This window comes from Priestia abyssalis (assembly GCF_002019595.1).
Taxonomy (GTDB): domain Bacteria; phylum Bacillota; class Bacilli; order Bacillales; family Bacillaceae_H; genus Bacillus_BA; species Bacillus_BA abyssalis.
Window position 1 is genome coordinate 966,219 of sequence record NZ_KV917369.1, and the last position, 18,379, is coordinate 984,597.

Consider the following 18,379-nt stretch of genomic DNA (forward strand, 5'->3'; position numbering starts at 1 on the left):
TGTTCGATATAGTAGATGAGGTTGTTGGATGAAAGATAAACAATGCTTTACGGTGATGTCTCCTTGCCGTTACCGATGGAGGCACTCGGTCATGCCGTGGGTGAATATTCACCTTAGACGCAAGTCGTCAAAGGCATGGTGTGAGGAGGGGTTAGATGCCCGCATTTTAATATTAAATAATTAGCTAACTAGCATCATTTTACGGGGGTGCTAGACAGCTAGTTATTTAATTTCATTATATATACATACTGTGATCATGCAGAATGGATTCAAAATAAACGTCGAAAGAAGAGGGATGGAAGTGAAAAAGGTAAGAAAAGCTATTATCCCAGCAGCGGGATTAGGCACACGATTTTTACCAGCTACGAAAGCAATGCCAAAGGAAATGCTGCCGATTGTAGACAAGCCGACAATCCAATACATCGTGGAAGAAGCGATTGAATCAGGGATTGAAGATATCATTATCGTAACAGGTAAAGGAAAGCGTGCGATTGAAGATCACTTTGATTATGCACCAGAATTAGAACAAAATCTTCTGGAAAAAGGGAAAACTGAACTGTTAGAAAAGGTTCAACACTCTTCAAATATGGTCGATATTCATTATATCCGCCAAAAAGAGCCGAAAGGATTGGGACATGCCGTTTGGTGTGCGCGCAACTTTATTGGAGACGAGCCGTTTGCCGTATTACTAGGTGATGATATTGTACAAGCAGAGAAACCATGTTTACGTCAATTAATGGACGAGTACGAAAGAACTTTATCATCTGTTATTGGAGTGCAAACTGTAGCCGATAATCAAACCCATCGCTATGGAATTATTGATCCATTATTAGCAGACGGCCGCCGTTATCAAGTAAATCAATTTGTTGAAAAACCAGAACCAGGTACTGCTCCTTCTAATCTAGCAATCATGGGACGGTATATTTTAACACCGGAAATTTTCATGTTTTTGGAGCAGCAGGAAACAGGTGCAGGCGGAGAAATTCAATTAACAGATGCAATCCAGAGTTTAAATGAAATACAGCGTGTATTTGCTTATGACTTTAAAGGCAAACGATATGATGTAGGGGAGAAGTTGGGATTTATTCAGACCACGATTGAGTTTGCGTTACAGCATGAAGATTTGCGTGATGATATTCTTAAAGTAATGGAAGCCTTATTAAAAAAAGAGAAAGTAGAATCAGCGTAATAGAAAGGGATGACTGAGAAATGCCCCCATCAATGAAAAGTGAAGCACTAAGCACTCATACATCCCAGAGTACACCCCAAGTTGTTGTAAAGGATACGGTAATTTACTTATTTTTAAAACGATTCATGGATATCTTTGGAGCAATCGCTGGTCTAACCTTATTAGGATTTATCTTCCTAGTGGTAGCTGTTGCAATCAAATTAGAAGATCCGAAAGGTCCTGTATTTTTTTCTCAAAAACGTGTGGGGAAAGATGGAAAAGAATTTGAGATGTATAAATTCCGTTCTATGGTTACAGATGCGGAGAAGCGGTTAGAAGCATTGCTTAAACACAATGAAACGACCGGTGCAATGTTTAAAATGAAAAATGACCCTCGTGTAACAAAAATTGGTCGTTTTATTCGTAAAACAAGTATTGATGAATTGCCACAGCTTTGGAATGTATTAAAAGGGGATATGAGCCTAGTAGGTCCAAGGCCGCCACTTCCAAGGGAAGTTAGTGAGTATACTGATTATGATAAACAGCGATTGTTGGTGACACCGGGGTGTACAGGCTTATGGCAAGTAAGCGGTAGAAGCAATATAGGGTTTAAAGAAATGGTAGATTTAGATTTACATTACATTCGCAAACGGTCTATTTTAATGGATATTAAACTTATTTTCAAGACAGTCCTTATCTTATTTGGATCAAAAGATGCATTTTAGTTTTTTGTCAAGAAAGGCATTTAAGTTTAGAAATATAATTAGCCCTTAAGTTTTTGGAAACTAAACTATATTAAGACGGTGATATAATGAGTAAAACGATTACTAATGTGACTGTAGAAAACTTATTTACAAGAATTAAAAATAAAACAGCGAAAATTGGTATAATTGGGCTAGGCTACGTAGGGTTACCCCTGGCAGTAGAAATAGCAAAAAGTGAATATAATGTAGTTGGGTTTGATGTTAACCAACAAAAAGTAGACTCGTTGAATAATGGACATAATTATATTAATGATGTAAATGATGAAGACTTAGTTAAAATAGTAGAGAATAATAAGTTTATTTCAACTACTGATTTCTCGCAAATTCAACAAATTGATGTAGTACTAGTTTGTGTTCCAACACCTATTGATGCTCATCAGCACCCGGATATTTCATATATACAGTCTGCAACAAAGAATATAGCGAACTATATACATGATGAAATGTTAATAGTGCTAGAAAGTACAACCTATCCTAATACAACCAAAGAGGTAATGCTACCAATTTTAATGGAAAAAGGTCATAAAGTTGGTGAGGATTTCTTTTTAGCTTACTCTCCTGAGAGAGTAGATCCAGGTAATGAAAATTTTAAAACAAAGAATATACCTAAAATAGTTGGTGGAATTACAGAAGACTGTACAATGTTAACATCTATGTTCTATAAAAGTGTATTAAATAGTAATATACATGAGGTATCCAGCCCTGCCGTTGCAGAAATGGCTAAAATCCTTGAGAATACCTTTCGAAATATCAATATAGGCCTGGCAAATGAGATGGCAATAATATGTAATAAGATGGGGATTGATGTTTGGGAAGTAATAAATGCTGCTGCTACTAAGCCTTTTGGATTTATGCCTTTTTATCCAGGACCTGGCTTAGGGGGACATTGTATCCCTATTGATCCATTTTATCTTTCATGGAAAGTCAAGGAATACAAATATCATGTGAGGTTAATAGAAACTTCTAGTGAAATTAATAATTATATGCCTGAATTTGTTGTTGAAAGATCAATGAAAATATTAAATGAAGTTAAAAAACCTTTAAATGGTTCTAATGTTCTTTTAGTAGGGGCAGCTTATAAAAAAGATATAGATGATATTAGAGAATCTCCTATTTTTGAGATTATTAAGTATTTTGAAGGTCACGGGGCAAATGTATTTTTTAATGATCCATATATTAGTGAATTTAATTTTAATGGTAAAAAATATGTTTCGTTTCCCTTAAATAAAGAGAATTTATCTAAAATGGATCTATCTATAATAGTCACCAATCATACAAGTTTAGATTACAAATTAATAGCTGAGCACTCCAAAATTATCTTTGATACTAGAAACGCAATGGGGAATTATTCAGGTATAAAAGGACAATATTATAAATTGTAAAAGATAAGTGTTATTATATATACATTTTAGTCACTTCTTTCAAACGGTCTTTGGAAGGAGTGATTATTTTTTAATAAACTTAACTTTTTCTTGATAAATTTAATAGGAATAAGTCCTATATAACTTGATAAAGTCCAAAATGTTGTTTAATAAATTACTGTTTAAAGTTTCAGACATAAAAATGGTTAATTTCCAGCATTGTTTTAAATAATTATAGTAGTTGTTACAGATTCTTCAGTACATCTAGGTTGCTTATCTGTTCGTAGAGTAAGAAAAAGAGGTGCTGTTTGTCTTCCAATCAAATCTATTTCTTTTGTACAACGCAGGAAAGAGAGCATGTGTACTATCACGGATATAAAATTTTTAAGTGAATTTTAATAGAGATTTTTATTGGTTATGATGGCATTAAGAAACAGTAAATTGCATCTTTACTTGGCGAACCAATTGTTTAGGTGAAATTAAATACTGTTGCTCTATAAGAAATAGGAAAAAGCGTAAATCGTACAAAAATACAGTGATAATAACTTTCTTAAAAATTATTGTCTAGATAGGATAGATTTCTATGATTAATTCGATATTAATTGTCAACACATTTTATCAACCCTATATTATAGGTGGTGCAGAAGTATCAACACAATTACTTGCAGAAAGCCTAGCAAAATATTATAAGGTCTATGTTCTTACTACAGGTCCTCAAAAAAAAGGAATTATCCGTGAGGACATCAACGGAGTAAGTGTGTGGAGAGTACCGCAGAATAACATTTATTGGTCTGGAGAACTTGTGAAGAGGACCCCGTTTCAAAAGCTGGTTTGGAATAGTATAAATATTTATAATGTACCCCAGTACTTTCTTCTAAAGGATATAATAAAAACTATCAATCCATCGATCATTCATACTCAAAATTTGTCAGGTATTGGAAGTTTTGTGTGGGAAATCGGTAATATATATAGAATTCCTATTATTCATTCTTTAAGAGATACATGGTTAACAAAATCTACAAATATTCCTCTTATATCGAGCGTAATGAAATTATTAAATAAAAAAAACAGTAAACATGTAGATGGTGTTATAGGAATATCAGACTTTATTTTAAAAAAACATATTTATAATAACTTTTTTCCTAACGCAGAGCATGCTGTAATTGGTAATATTGTTTCTTCAGAGATCCAGCCTATACTAGAAGTAAAATTGAATAAGGCCCCTTTAAATATTGGATATGTTGGCAGGCTAGATAAAGATAAAGGAGTCGAATATCTAATAGAAGCTGTAAAAAGTCTTTCAGAGGATGTTGTTAGTAGGCTATTTATTATTGGAGACGGTTTTTTAAAAGAAAAACTTATCATGATGTCGAAAGATGATAAACGCATTATATTTCTAGGGAAAAAGAGACCTAGGGAAATACCTAAACTTCTTAATGATATTGATTTAACAGTTGTTCCGTCAATCTGTGATGAAGCATTTGGGAGGGCTATAATTGAGTCATACAGACAAGGTACACCTGTATACGCATCAAATCGTGGTGGAATACCTAGTGTAATATTTAATAATTCATTTTTGTTTGAGAGCAATAATTCTTTCGCGATTAAAGAGTGTATTCTTCATTATTACTCGATGAGTAGTGAGCAAAGAAGTACTTTGAGAGAATCAGTGTACAATTATAGTAAACAGTTTAACCAAACCAATATCATTAAGAGCCATTTAGACTTCTACTCGAATATTTTATCGAAAGTTAGTATGTAAAGAGGGTTTGTAATGATAAATAAAGTTTTAAATACATTGCTATTCATTTGGTTCTTAATAGTTGTTTTTGATTCAAACTTAAGATATTTTTTAGTAGAGATAGGGTTCCCACAACTTCTATATATTAAAAATATGTTTTTTTTAGTGTTAATAATAGTACTTACTGGTAAAATTATCAAATCCTTAGAAACACCAAAATTTCTGATAAGTATAATTGCAATTATTATTATTGGCCTCTTATTTGGTGTCTTGAATAATCTTGATTATATGCAAATAGGATATGGCTTATATATATTTATGCCATTAATAGCAGGAAGTGCATTTTCCTTCTACTATATGAACAATAAAAAAATTCTATTAATAATGTATAGAATCTTTGTACCCCTAATTTTCTTAGGGCTCATTTTAGATGCTGTTATGGATTTACCGTGGGAAGGCTTCTCTTATTCAATAGGGGGGATAGAACTAGAAGGGAACAGAAGTTGGACGATTTCGGGCTTAGATCGCTTATCTGGGTTTCAAAGAAGCTCATACGACAGTGCTTTTTTACTTATTAGTTTAATGTCATTGTATATAATATATACACTTACGGAAGCCAAAAAAATCCGAAGAGTCATTTGGGAAAAAATAGATACAGGTATCTATATACTTGGAATCATATCTATCGTCTTAACAACGTCTAAATCAACATATCTTTCTGTAATTTTGCTAACTGTTTTGTGGGGGTCTATAAGATTTTATAGAAGTAGAATGCGCAGTCTAATTTTTTTGATTACAAAATTGTGCTTTGGTATTTTATTTGTTTATAGTTTTTTTCCACCCCTAATTAGTTTTACCGGTAATTATTCAATTGATAGTATTTTGAACGAAGGCAACATCTTAAATAAGTTTTTCTTTCAATCTTATAATGTGAGAATGACTTATATGTGGCCTAACGCTTTTAATTTATTAGAAAGTAGTAACTTTACACCTCTAGGACGAGGAATAGGTGGAATAGGAAGTCCACAGTCGTTTTTCGAAAGAGATGTATATAATGCAGCAGATAACTTTTTTGTATATATATTTGTCATGTTTGGTTTAATAGGTCTATTTTTAAGTATATATTTAGTTTTAAGACTCTTATTATTAGATTTAAATAAAATCCATAATTATCCTTTTATTTTTTTGTGTGTGATAGTGTTTTCAATTGGTGCAACAGCAAATGTTATCGAGTCTCCAGTATTATTACTTTTATTGGGTATCTTGCTAGGGGAACATTGTAGATTATTAAATCAGGTCAAGCAAACAAAAGAAAGCTTTGAAATGAAAGAAGCAAACGGGCTTATGGAGGCTTAATTCAGATAGTTAAGTGATTTTTACAAGAGAATTTGTATAAGGAGCTATAAATTTTTACTTAGCACTCAAAGATAAAATATTTACTTTGACAAAAATCCACTCGACCTATTTAGACAAGAATAATCTTCAGGAAAGCTTGATTAATAATGATTAAATTAGAATGCAGCTGGTTGGTGCGGTTAAATTAACTATGATATCAATTAATAGTGAAGTTATTTTAGAGATTATATTTAAAACTTTAAAGATTAGAGTTTAAGGGGGAAGTTGGTTACTTGAAAATTGCAATAGATTGTAGAAAGTTAGTAGGGAACAAAACAGGTATTGGTAATTATTTAGAGAGTTTATTGAGTAAATTATTAGAAATAGATTCTATAAACAAATATTACCTATTATTTGACTCTCTACCTCAATTTAAATATGAATCAGACCAAGTGGAAATTATTTGTATTAATAAATTCAGAGAGATTTTTCCAAGCGAACAATTATATAATGTGTTTTGGTTAAACTTTCTTGTGCCTTCACGATTAAAAAAACTAAGTATAGATATATTCTGGGGGCCAAACTTTGTAAAACCAATATTTTTTCCAAATAAAAATAGTATCGTAACTATTCATGACCTTGCTTTTATTAAAAACAAGGAAGATCATTCTAGATTTCATTCTTTATATTTGAATATTTATCTTCAATTGACTTTAAAGAAGAACTTAAAAGTGCTTACTGTGTCAGAATATACAAGATCTGATGTAATTAAAGAGTTTAATCTATCTGAAGAAAACGTAAGGGTATCGTATTGTGCTATTGAAACAAGAAACATTTTGCCGTCTAATAATCTATCTCTTCATCTGCCTAAAAACTATTCATTATTTGTGGGTACAACGGAAAAACGTAAAAATATTAATGTTATCTTAGAATCCTTGGCTTACTCTCTTCAGTATGGGCTTGAAACACTACCTTTAGTTGTGGTTGGTGCAAAAGGAAATGGGCTAGAAGAAACAAAGAAAAAAATAAAGGAGTTAGGTATTGAAAAGCATGTATATTTTACTGGCTATGTAACAAACGAAGAATTAGCCTATATTTATTCAAATGCAAAGATATTTATTTTTCCGTCACTTTATGAGGGATTTGGAATTCCATTATTAGAGGCTATGATGTATGAAGTTCCTATCATTACATCGTCTGTCACTTCCCTTCCTGAAGTGGCAGACGATGCAGCATTATATATTGATCCACAGTCCCCACAAGATTTATCAAGAGCCGTTAATAGATTATTAAAAAACGACTCATTACAAAAAGAATTAATACAGAAGGGTAAACAAAGATTATCTTATTTTAGCTGGGAAAAAAGTGCTTTAGTGTTACTTGACTTGTTAAGAGAAATGGAGAGTGAGTTAAAATAAAGAAGGTTCTTTTAGTAAGTGCTGTTTTCCCTTATCCAAAGGATAATGGAAAGAAAATCATTTTGTCGTCTATAGTGGATTATTTCTTAGAAAGGGTTGGGAAAGAAAATCTCTACTACTGTTATATTACTGATGAATCTGTAACAGAATCTATTGATAAAATAAGTAATATACACCAATTTAGAAATATCGGTTTATTTCAAAAGATGTTTAATCTAACTTTTTACACATTGTTGTTAAAGAAGAAGAGTATACAAGAAGCTTTATTGTACAATAAAGACTTAAGAAAGGAAATAAACAGAATTGTAGAGCGGAATAATATTGATATTATTGTATATGATACACTTCGGATTGCTCAGATGTTCGAGAATGATGATACTTATAAGAATAAAGAATTTATTTATCTGGATGATTTATTTTCAGTAAGATATCAAAAAATGATTGATGTTCTGAAAAAATATCCCACTGTTAATTTAAATCCCTTAGGAAACTTTTATAAGTACGTGCCTAAAAGTCTAAGAAGACTTGTGAAATTGAGAAGTCTAACAAGGATATTATTGGAAACGGAGAAGGGGTTAATTTATAAACGAGAAATCCAATCAACGAGAAATTTTAGGCATAATTTGTTAATTAGCAGTAAAGAGGTTAATATTTTAAAAAAAAGAGCAGGTTGCTCTAATATTAGAGAAATTAGACCCTATATTGACTTTAATACAACGTATGATAGAAATTATAATGGTGAGCCTATATTTATATTTCTTGGGTTACTAAACATCCCTCATAATGATTTTTCCATCTGCGAATTCATAGAAAAAAATATTATTGAAATTATCCATCAAATACCTAACTTTAAATTAAAAATTATTGGGAAAAATCCAAGTGAAAGGCTAAAAAAACTATGCATGGATTACGGAGAGCACATTGAGCTTTGTGGTTATGTAGAAAATCTAGAGCAGGTTTTTAAAGATGCTTGTGCTATGCTAATACCGCTTCAATTCGGAACAGGAGTTAAACTCAAAACACTTGAAGCTTTTTCAAGAGGGCTTCCTGTCATTTCTACAAGTTATGGAGTTGAAGGTATTTCTATTGATAATAAACATATTATTTTAGAAGAAAATATACTCAAATATCCTTCTCATATGAAAAATCTTGTTGATATTGAAGTCAATAATAAATATTCACTAAGTATTTATAACTTCTATAAGAATGAATATTCTAAGGATAAAATCTATAAAATGTATGATGAAATATTTCACTTTTAGTTACCAAAGTGAAAGTAAGTACTAGCCTAAAACCTATTTTGTAGATAAACCATTATACAGTATTCTAAAACAAATTATTATACATTACCGGATAAAGGTAGGTAAAAATGAAACATTTGCATTTATTCCCTAATGAGAAGTTCACGGATCCATATATTAGTTTTATAAACACCAACTTTAATCCTGACGACCATTTTTTTTTGATTATAGGTGGAGTTAGTGAAGATAAGATAAAAATTAAGGAAAGAAAAAATGTAAGGAAGGTACCTAAGAACCTAAAGAATATATTAGCTTTGAACATGAAGATGTATAGTCATAAAAAAATACTTTTTCATGGATTAATTAATAACAAGTTAATATTACTACTCCTTTTGTTACAACCTTGGTTGTTAAAAAGGAGTAATTGGATAGTTTGGGGAGGAGATTTATATCACTATTTATATAGATCACGTAATATTAAATCTAATTTACATGAAGTATTTAGGCGTTTAGTGATAAGAAATCTTGGGACGGTTACTACATTAGTTGAAGGGGACTATCGTCTAGCTAAAGAGTGGTATAAAGTAAAAGGGAAATACCATCATGCAGTATATATTAACCCTATAAGTCTAGAATATTTAGATAAAGTTGAAACACTAGAACATGAATATAAACACAGACAAAGAAAAATAACAAATATCCAAATTGGAAATTCTGCTGATCCTAGTAATAATCATGTTCAAATATTAGATTTACTTAAAGAGTTTAAGAATGAAAATATTAATATTTATGCACCACTATCATACAGTGGTAATCTGGCTTATGTCTCGAAAGTAGCAAGGTATGGAAGAGAACTTTTTGGTGAAAAATTCATTCCATTATTTGATTTTCTAGAGCCTGAAGAATATTCGAAATATTTGGGGTCTATTGATATAGCAATATTCAATCATGAAAGGCAACAGGCACTAGGCAATATATTCGCCTTATTGTATTTAGGTAAAAAGGTCTATTTAAGAAGTGATATAACTAGTTGGGATTATATAAATAGCCAGTTAAATTTAGACGTGTTTGATATTTCAACAATAAGTGGTTTAACCTTCTCTCAGTTTAGGGCTCCTATTGATAAAGCAAAAAGTAAAGGGAATGTTGTTAAGCTTTTTTCACATAATTATATTAAAAGCGTATGGGAAAAAATTTTTTTAGGTGAGTGAGAAAATGAACAGCTTTTACACACAAGAAGAATTAAAGAGTATGGGATTTAAAGTTTTAGGAAAAAATGTTTTAATTAGCAAAAAGTCAAGTATTTATAATCCTGAAAATATTATAATTGGCAATAATGTTAGGATTGATGATTTTTGTATATTAAGTGGAAAAATTGAACTGGGCAACTATATCCATATTGCAGCGCATTCTAGTTTGTATGGAGGAACTGCCGGCATAGTCATGAAAGATTTCTCTGGTATATCCTCCCGAGTAGTAATATATTCAGTCACTGATGATTACTCAGGGGAGTATTTAACAAATCCTACTGTACCAAATCAATATAGAAATGTCATTTCTGGGCAGGTTACTTTAGAAAAACATGTTTTAGTAGGGGCAAATTCAGTAATTCTACCTAATGTTACTTTGAGAGAGGGTAGTGCATTTGGATCGTGTAGCCTCGTTTCAAAAGATTCAAAGCCATGGACAGTAAATGTAGGGATTCCTGCTACTTACAGAAAAGACAGGTCTAGAAGATTGTTGGAGTTAGAAAATCAATTTTTAAAAGAGTTGGAGCTTAATAATGACTAAAAGAATTAACGTTACAAAACCATTTTTACCACCTATTGAACAGTTTATTAAAAAAATAGAAGAAATATGGGAGAATAACTGGTTAACAAATAATGGTCCCTTACACGAGCAATTTGAAAAAGGTGTTGTCGATTATTTAAAGGTTAGAAACGCTTGCTTATTTACAAATGGACATTTGGCTTTAGACGTGGCTATAAAATCTCTTGATTTAAAAGGAGAAGTTATAACAACGCCTTTTACATTTGCTTCTACCGTTCATACTATTACTATGAATGGCCTGACCCCTGTTTTTTGTGATATTGAACTGGGTACTTTTAATATTGATATTAATAAAATAGAAGAACTTATAACGGAAAAAACATCGGCAATAATTCCTGTTCATGTATTTGGGAATCTTTGCAATGTTAAGGCAATAGAAAAGATTGCACAAAAATATAATTTAAAAGTTATTTATGATGCTGCACATACATTTGGAGTAGAGTTGAATGGTAGAGGTATAGGCAGTTACGGTAACATATCAATGTTTAGTCTACATGCTACTAAGGTTTTTCATTCAATTGAAGGGGGAGTCTTATCATTTAATGATGGAGCTTTAAAGGAGAAGTTAAATAAATATAAAAATTTTGGGATTTCGGGTGAAGAACAAGTAGATGTGGTTGGATTAAACGCCAAAATGAATGAATTTCAAGCGGCAATGGGATTAGTCAATTTATCCTATATTGATGAACAAATAGAAAAGAGAAAAAAAGCAACATATGCATATCGTAACAACTTAAAAGATATAGAAGGATTAAGATATCTAGAAGATCAAGAGGGAGTTAAACATAATTATGCATATTTTCCTATCATAATAAATGAATCTATTTTTGGAATGAATCGGGATTCTCTACATGAAAAATTACAAGATTTTAATATTTTTACTAGAAAATACTTTTATCCTTTATGTACTGATTTCAATTGTTATGATTTTAATTCAAATGAATTGTTAAATGCTAAATTTGTCTCAAAAAACATTCTAACATTACCTCTATATAGTGATCTAAGCATAGATGAAGTTTTGAGGATTTGCGAAACGATTAAAAGTATTCAAAAAGAAAAAATGCCGTTACTACAAAATTCATGAGATTAAACTTGCAACACGTTCCCAATTCTCTAGTAAGAATAATAGACACGTAAAAATATTATGAAATAAAGCTAGGGACAAGGTACAGAAAGTAAAAGAGTATTTTAAAGGACAATAAGACATGGAAGATAACTTGCTAAAAAAATTCTTAACTTTTTCTTATGGAAGTGGAATTGGGCTAATTATAGGCTTTTTTACTACTATGGTTACAACCAGGATTTTGGACCCAGAAGATTTCGGTAAAGCATCAATGTTTACACTTGCTATAAATGTTTGTACGATTTTCATAATATTTGGCCACGATCAATCATTTGTTAGGTTTTTTTATGAGGAGAAGGAAGAGAAAAGAGGCGGATTATTATATAATTGCCTTAAAATACCTATTATAATAGCTGTTATTATAAGTCTATTAATCCTATTTTTCAGCAAACAAATATCACTATTCTTATTTGAAGAGAAAAATTTAAAAATTATATTTATACTAATATTTGGAATGATCATTCAAATTTTGTATAGATATGGAGTTCTGGTTATAAGAATGCAGAAAAAGGGGAATCTCTTTTCTCTTTTAGAGATTTTAAATAGACTATCTCAGTTTGCTATAATAATAATATTGTTTTTTTTTATAGGACCAAGTTATGAGATTATAATTTATTCAACTGTTATTACCCTAAGTGTATTAGCAGTCGTCTCCATTATGTTTGCAAAAAAGTTCTGGCACTACAGAAATATTTCACTTGAAAATTTAAAGCATAGCAAGGCAGGGATATTAAATTATAGTTACCCACTAGTGTTAACAACTCTTATTACATGGTTATTTGAATCCTTTGATAAAGTAGCAATAAGAAACTGGAGTGACTTTCAAGAACTAGGTTTATACGCTGCAGCATTTAAAATTGTTGCCCTTCTAAGTGTAATTCAAGTAGCATTTTCAACTTTCTGGAGCCCAATATGTTATGAGAAGTTTGAAGCGGATCCAGAAGATAGAACTTTCTATGAACACATATCTACAATAGTAGCTTTTAGCATGTTTATAGTTGCTATTGTAACTATAGCGTTTAAAGACATTATCATTATGCTTCTTGGACAAGAGTATGGAGAGGCCGGAAAGATAATACCATTTTTAGTATTTATGCCTATAATGTATACTTTATCGGAAACAACAGTTATTGGCATTAACTTTTATAAAAAACCTAAGTGGCACATACTAATTGCTGGTATTGTATGTGTAGTTAATATAGTTGGAAACTCAATATTAGTTCCACCATATGGTGCAACTGGCGCAGCTATATCTACTGCTCTTTCATACATTATCTTCTTCGGTTTAAGAACATATGTATCACTTAAGTACTATAAGGTAAATTATAAATTAAAAAAAGTATATTTTGTAATTTTTACTATACTTTTATATGGTTTTTATTCTCTCCATAATGAAACTCTATTGGGTAGTATTCTTGTAGGCTTTATTTTCTTCTCAATCGTTATAATTGTATACTTTAGAGATTTATTAAATTTATATAGAAATTATAAAAACATTTGAGGTGTTGTTTCATGAAAGGAATCATATTAGCTGGTGGTTCGGGCACTCGTCTTTATCCTTTGACAAAAGCAATCTCTAAGCAAATGTTACCAGTATATGACAAACCAATGATATATTATCCGTTATCAGTCTTAATGTTAGCTGGTATAAAGGAAATATTAATTATTTGTACTGCAAGAGACCTTGAGGGGTTTAAAAATCTCTTAGGAGACGGAAGTAAACTAGGAATAAAATTTGAATATGCAGTACAAGAGAAGCCAAATGGCCTTGCAGAAGCGTTTATTATTGGTGAAGAATTTATTGGGGATTCACCAGTTGCCTTAGTTTTAGGTGATAATATCTTTTATGGTTCTAATTTTGGTAATAGGTTGCAACAAGTAGCCTCATTATCTAAAGGGTGCACCATCTTTGGATGTTATGTGAAGGACCCAAGGGCATATGGTGTTGTCGAGATAGATGAAAATATGAATGCTGTATCAATTGAAGAAAAACCTGAGCATCCTAAATCTTCTTATGCGGTTCCGGGATTATACTTTTTTGATAACACAGTGGTGAAAATAGCCAAAAACGTAAGCCCCTCTGCACGTGGAGAGGTTGAAATTACTTCTGTGATTGATGAATACCTTCAAAGAGGTGAATTAAAGGTAGAAGTTATGGGAAGAGGTTTAGCATGGTTAGATACCGGAACTCATGAGTCACTCTTGGAAGCGTCTAATTTTGTTGAAGCAATTCAAAAGCGACAAGGCTTATATATTTCATGTATAGAAGAAATTGCATTTCGTAGAGGATATATTTCAAAAGAACAGCTGATGAAACTGGCTCAACCACTACTTAAAACCGATTATGGTAAATATTTAGTGGAAATTTCTAAAGGAGTTCAAAATAAAGAAATCGTTCATATATAAGATTATATTTTTTATACAATAATTAGAATTAGAGGGAGTCTACTATGAATATCTTGGTAACTGGAGGCGCTGGATTTATCGGTTCAAATTTTGTCAAACATATGCTTTCTAAATATGACTATACAATTGTTAATTTAGATTTGCTAACTTATGCAGGGAACCTTAAAAATCTTGAGGGAATTGCTCAGACTAGTCGTTATCATTTTGTAAAAGGGGATATTGGTGATCAGGAATTACTAAACGACATTTTTCAGCGTTTTGCTATAAATGTTGTAATTAATTTTGCTGCAGAGTCCCATGTTGACCGAAGTATAGAAAATCCTGAAGTATTCTTGAATACAAATATCTTAGGTACTCAGGTTTTGCTCAATACGGCAAAGCATCATTGGAAAGTTGATTCTTTTGATAAATATAGCAGGGAATTTAAAAAAGGAGTAAAGTATATTCAAATATCTACAGATGAAGTCTATGGAACACTAGGAAAAGAAGGGTATTTCACGGAAGAGACATGTTTATCCCCAAATAGTCCATATTCTGCCTCAAAAGCATCAGCTGACATGTTAGTGAGAGCATATCATGAGACATACGGACTACCTGTAAATATTACAAGATGTTCTAATAACTATGGTCCTTATCAATTTCCTGAAAAGCTAATTCCACTAATGATTAATAATGCTTTAAAAGGTAATTCACTTCCTGTTTATGGCGATGGCAAACAAATTAGAGATTGGCTCCATGTAGAAGACCATTGTACGGCAATAGATACTGTGCTTCATAAGGGACGAGTAGGAGAGGTTTATAATATAGGCGGAAACAATGAAAAAGAAAATATAGAGATTGTTAAACTTATTCTCCGTTTTTTAGGGGAAAGTGAGAATTTAATAAAGTTTGTAAAAGATCGTTTGGGGCATGATAGAAGGTATGCAATTGATAACACTAAAATTACAAGAGAGTTAGGTTGGTCCCCCTCATACACTTTTGAAAAGGGGATTGAAATGACAATTAAATGGTATTTAGACAATACTGATTGGATGGAATATATAGTATCTGGTGAGTATGCGAATTATTATGAGGAGATGTATAAAAACCAAATTAATAACTAGTTTGGTTTATTTTATTTAAAAATTTAGAGATTACAGTCGAGATGACACTTTACACATCAGAAACTTGGGGAGATTTGTAGTAAATGTTAATTTACTCTTGATGTCAAAAATATTTGCTAGCCTATAGAATGAACAGAGAAGTGTTTAAAAAACTAAAATTTCCATTATACAAAGTGGTTGTCCTGAGCAAACATAAATTCTTCTTTCCAGGCTGATTATATAGGGAGTATCCTTGTAGCAAGAAGTATAGAAGTGAAAGTTATTATGAAGAATTTACCAAAAAATATGTAAATAGTTGATGTTGAGGCCAGTTGTAATTTATCTATTTGCTTGAAGTGGTTTAGGAAGAGGGGATTCCCTCTTTTATTTTTATTATAAAGAACGATGCTTTTGCAGCCTTACTTTAGAGATTTTTTTGTATCTAAAATCCATTTGATTTAAATTTAACAGATGTTGTAAATATTGGGGTGGAGTAAAATGGAATTAGTGTTATTATCTGGAGGATCGGGTAAGCGTCTCTGGCCATTATCTAACGATGCACGATCTAAGCAATTTCTAAAAGTATTAGAAAATAAAAATAGGGTCCTAGAGTCAATGGTTCAACGTGTTTGGGGGCAGTTAGGTAATGTTGGCTTAGAGAATTCAGCAGTTATTGCAACAAGTAAATCACAAGTAGATATGATTCAAAACCAACTTAACGGGCAAGTCGGCTTGATCGTTGAGCCAAGCCGGCGTGATACATTTCCTGCTATCGCTCTAGCAGCGTCCTATGTATATACAGTAAAGGAAGCAAATGTAGATGAAGTAGTAGCTGTATTGCCAGTTGATCCATACGTCCATGATGGCTTCTTTGAGCGTGTGAAAGATTTAGAAGCTGTGGTACACAATAGTGACGCACAACTAGCTCTTATTGGTGTGCAGCCAACTTATCCATCTTCTAAATATGGTTATATTGTTCCAACAGAGGAAATGAGTGCAGCCGAATATCGTCAAGTAAGCCGTTTCACTGAAAAACCGACAGAAGAGAAAGCACAAGAATTGATTGAACAAGGTGCTCTTTGGAACTGTGGTGTTTTTGCATTCAAATTAGGGTATGTGATTGATATTTTAGAAGAAAAAGGTCTGCCAACTAACTATGAAGAATTGTTAAAACAATATGATAAACTTCCAAAAATTAGTTTTGATTACGAAGTAGTAGAAAAAACTGAGAATATTGTTGTTCTTCCATATGACGGTTACTGGAAAGATCTTGGTACTTGGAATACATTAACGGAAGAAATGGATACAAATCAGATTGGTAAAGGTGTCATTAGTGAGGATTCTGTCAATACTCATTTAATTAATGAATTAGATATTCCGGTTACTGTTTTAGGGATGTCTAATGTAGTAGTTGCGGCAAGCCCCGATGGGATTTTAGTTGCTGATAAAGATGCAAGCCCGCGCATTAAAGAATTAGTTGGTGATTTTGACAATCGTCCAATGTATGAGGAACGCCGCTGGGGATGGTATCGTGTCCTAGATCATACAAAGTTTGAAGAGGGTAACGAGGTACTGACAAAACGCATTGGTATTAAAGCAGGCCGTAACTTAAGCTATCAATTTCATAATCAGCGCAGTGAAGTATGGACAATTGTAAAAGGTGAAGGCGTGTTTGCTTTAAACGGTCAGTTACGTGTTGTACGTCCTGGTGATGTGCTTCAAATTCAAGTTGGTGATCATCATGCATTGAAGGCTGTTTCCGACTTAGAATTTATTGAAGTTCAAAGTGGAACACAATTGATTGAAGAAGATATCGTTCGTGTCTACATGACATGGGATGAAATTGAAGAATATTGTTATGCATTAACTAAGTAATTTATTAGCCGTTAGAGATATCTCTAACGGCCTTCTTTGTGCTGACTAAATTTACCTGAGAAAGAAGGTTACAAATATGACCCAACCAATCTTCTTAACCCCTGTTTTCCAGGAACGCATTTGGGGCGGAACAAGATTAAGAGATACATATCATTATGAAATCCCATCTGACTTGACGGGAGAATGTTGGGCTATTTCCGCCCATCCGAACGGTCAAAGTGTTGGAAGCAATGGAGATTATAAAGGCAAAGCGTTAAGTGAGCTTTGGGAGCATCATCGTGAGTTGTTCGGCCATTATGAAGGTGATTGTTTTCCGTTGTTGACGAAAATATTAGATGCCAATGATGATTTGTCTGTCCAAGTGCATCCTGATGATGAGTACGCGAGAAAGTTTGAAACGGGTGAGCTTGGCAAGACGGAATGCTGGTACATCATTGACTGTGATGAAGATGCAGAAATGATTTTCGGTCATCATGCACAAAGTAAAGAAGAGTTTGTAAGTATGGTTGAAAATGGCCAGTGGAGCGATTTACTGCAGCGCATTAAGATTAAGCCTGGTGATTTTTTCTATGTTCCAAGCGGCAGTATTCATGCGCTTTGTAAAGGAACACTCGTGTTAGAGACCCAGCAAAGCTCTGATACTACTTATCGCGTATATGATTATGACCGCCGTGATCAAGACGGCCATTTACGTGAGCTGCATTTAGAAAAAGCCATAGAAGTGACAACCGTTCCACATACGGTAAGCAAGGTAGAGCCTGCCGTGATGAAAACAGGAGAGGCAACGATTACGACTTTTATCGAAGAACAGTATTTTACGGTTTATAAGTGGGATGTTCATTCTCGGTTAGAAATGGGACAGGATAAACCATTCATGTTGGTGAGTGTCATTGATGGTGACGGTATGCTGACAGTGAACAGTGAAAAATATTCAATCGAAAAAGGGCAGCATTTCATTTTACCTTATAACATGGGAGATTTTGTGTTAGAGGGACATCTGCAACTGATTGTGTCACATCCATAATCCGATAAGGG

General features: G+C 32.4%; 15 protein-coding genes. All 15 read left to right on the forward strand.

The genetic code is table 11. The features are described from left to right. Positions 1–301 precede the first annotated feature (301 nt). The 15 genes from galU to manA all read left to right on the forward strand — a co-directional run bounded on the left by galU (position 302) and on the right by manA (position 18,368). Positions 302–1,189 carry a UTP--glucose-1-phosphate uridylyltransferase GalU gene (galU, locus tag BK575_RS04510; RefSeq protein ID WP_078409095.1) on the forward strand — a complete coding sequence of 296 codons (888 nt, stop codon included), beginning with the start codon at positions 302–304 and terminating at the stop codon, positions 1,187–1,189. Positions 1,190–1,209: 20 nt separating this feature from the next. Next, positions 1,210–1,893 carry a sugar transferase gene (locus BK575_RS04515; protein ID WP_235867302.1) on the forward strand — a complete coding sequence of 228 codons (684 nt, stop codon included), beginning with the start codon at positions 1,210–1,212 and terminating at the stop codon, positions 1,891–1,893. 86 nt (positions 1,894–1,979) lie between these two features. Beyond that, positions 1,980–3,314, forward strand: coding sequence for a nucleotide sugar dehydrogenase (locus BK575_RS04520; RefSeq protein ID WP_078409096.1), 1,335 nt, complete (start codon positions 1,980–1,982; stop codon positions 3,312–3,314). 562 nt (positions 3,315–3,876) lie between these two features. Next, complete coding sequence (locus tag BK575_RS04525; RefSeq protein WP_078409097.1) at positions 3,877–5,055, forward strand: glycosyltransferase; 1,179 nt, start codon at positions 3,877–3,879, stop codon at positions 5,053–5,055. A gap of 12 nt (positions 5,056–5,067) precedes the next feature. After that, positions 5,068–6,390: an O-antigen ligase family protein gene (locus BK575_RS04530; RefSeq protein WP_078409098.1), complete on the forward strand. Its 1,323-nt coding sequence runs from the start codon at positions 5,068–5,070 to the stop codon at positions 6,388–6,390. Positions 6,391–6,662: 272 nt separating this feature from the next. Next, positions 6,663–7,787 carry a glycosyltransferase family 4 protein gene (locus tag BK575_RS04535; RefSeq protein WP_078409099.1) on the forward strand — a complete coding sequence of 375 codons (1,125 nt, stop codon included), beginning with the start codon at positions 6,663–6,665 and terminating at the stop codon, positions 7,785–7,787. A 62-nt stretch (positions 7,788–7,849) separates the two neighbouring features. Beyond that, positions 7,850–9,049, forward strand: a complete 1,200-nt coding sequence (locus tag BK575_RS04540; protein ID WP_078409100.1) for a glycosyltransferase family 4 protein — start codon at positions 7,850–7,852, stop codon at positions 9,047–9,049. Positions 9,050–9,156: 107 nt separating this feature from the next. Next, positions 9,157–10,239, forward strand: a complete 1,083-nt coding sequence (locus tag BK575_RS04545; protein WP_078409101.1) for a TDP-N-acetylfucosamine:lipid II N-acetylfucosaminyltransferase family protein — start codon at positions 9,157–9,159, stop codon at positions 10,237–10,239. Positions 10,240–10,243: 4 nt separating this feature from the next. Further along, positions 10,244–10,819, forward strand: coding sequence for an acyltransferase (locus BK575_RS04550; protein ID WP_078409102.1), 576 nt, complete (start codon positions 10,244–10,246; stop codon positions 10,817–10,819). After that, positions 10,812–11,942: a DegT/DnrJ/EryC1/StrS family aminotransferase gene (locus tag BK575_RS04555; RefSeq protein WP_078409103.1), complete on the forward strand. Its 1,131-nt coding sequence runs from the start codon at positions 10,812–10,814 to the stop codon at positions 11,940–11,942. The genes BK575_RS04550 and BK575_RS04555 overlap by 8 nt, the downstream gene beginning before the upstream one ends. Before the next feature lie 121 nt (positions 11,943–12,063). Next, a complete protein-coding gene (locus tag BK575_RS04560; protein ID WP_078409104.1) occupies positions 12,064–13,482 on the forward strand; it encodes a lipopolysaccharide biosynthesis protein in 1,419 nt (472 codons plus the stop codon). Positions 13,483–13,493: 11 nt separating this feature from the next. Beyond that, the gene (rfbA, locus tag BK575_RS04565) at positions 13,494–14,387 is read left to right on the forward strand and encodes a glucose-1-phosphate thymidylyltransferase RfbA (protein WP_078409105.1); all 894 of its coding nucleotides are present in this window, start codon (positions 13,494–13,496) and stop codon (positions 14,385–14,387) included. A 44-nt stretch (positions 14,388–14,431) separates the two neighbouring features. Continuing rightward, positions 14,432–15,490 (forward strand): dTDP-glucose 4,6-dehydratase, encoded by a 1,059-nt coding sequence (gene rfbB / locus BK575_RS04570; RefSeq protein ID WP_078409106.1) that lies wholly within the window; start codon positions 14,432–14,434, stop codon positions 15,488–15,490. A 477-nt stretch (positions 15,491–15,967) separates the two neighbouring features. Next, positions 15,968–17,344, forward strand: a complete 1,377-nt coding sequence (locus BK575_RS04575) for a sugar phosphate nucleotidyltransferase (RefSeq protein ID WP_078409107.1) — start codon at positions 15,968–15,970, stop codon at positions 17,342–17,344. 76 nt (positions 17,345–17,420) lie between these two features. Further along, positions 17,421–18,368, forward strand: coding sequence for a mannose-6-phosphate isomerase, class I (gene manA, locus BK575_RS04580; protein ID WP_078409108.1), 948 nt, complete (start codon positions 17,421–17,423; stop codon positions 18,366–18,368). Positions 18,369–18,379 lie beyond the last annotated feature (11 nt).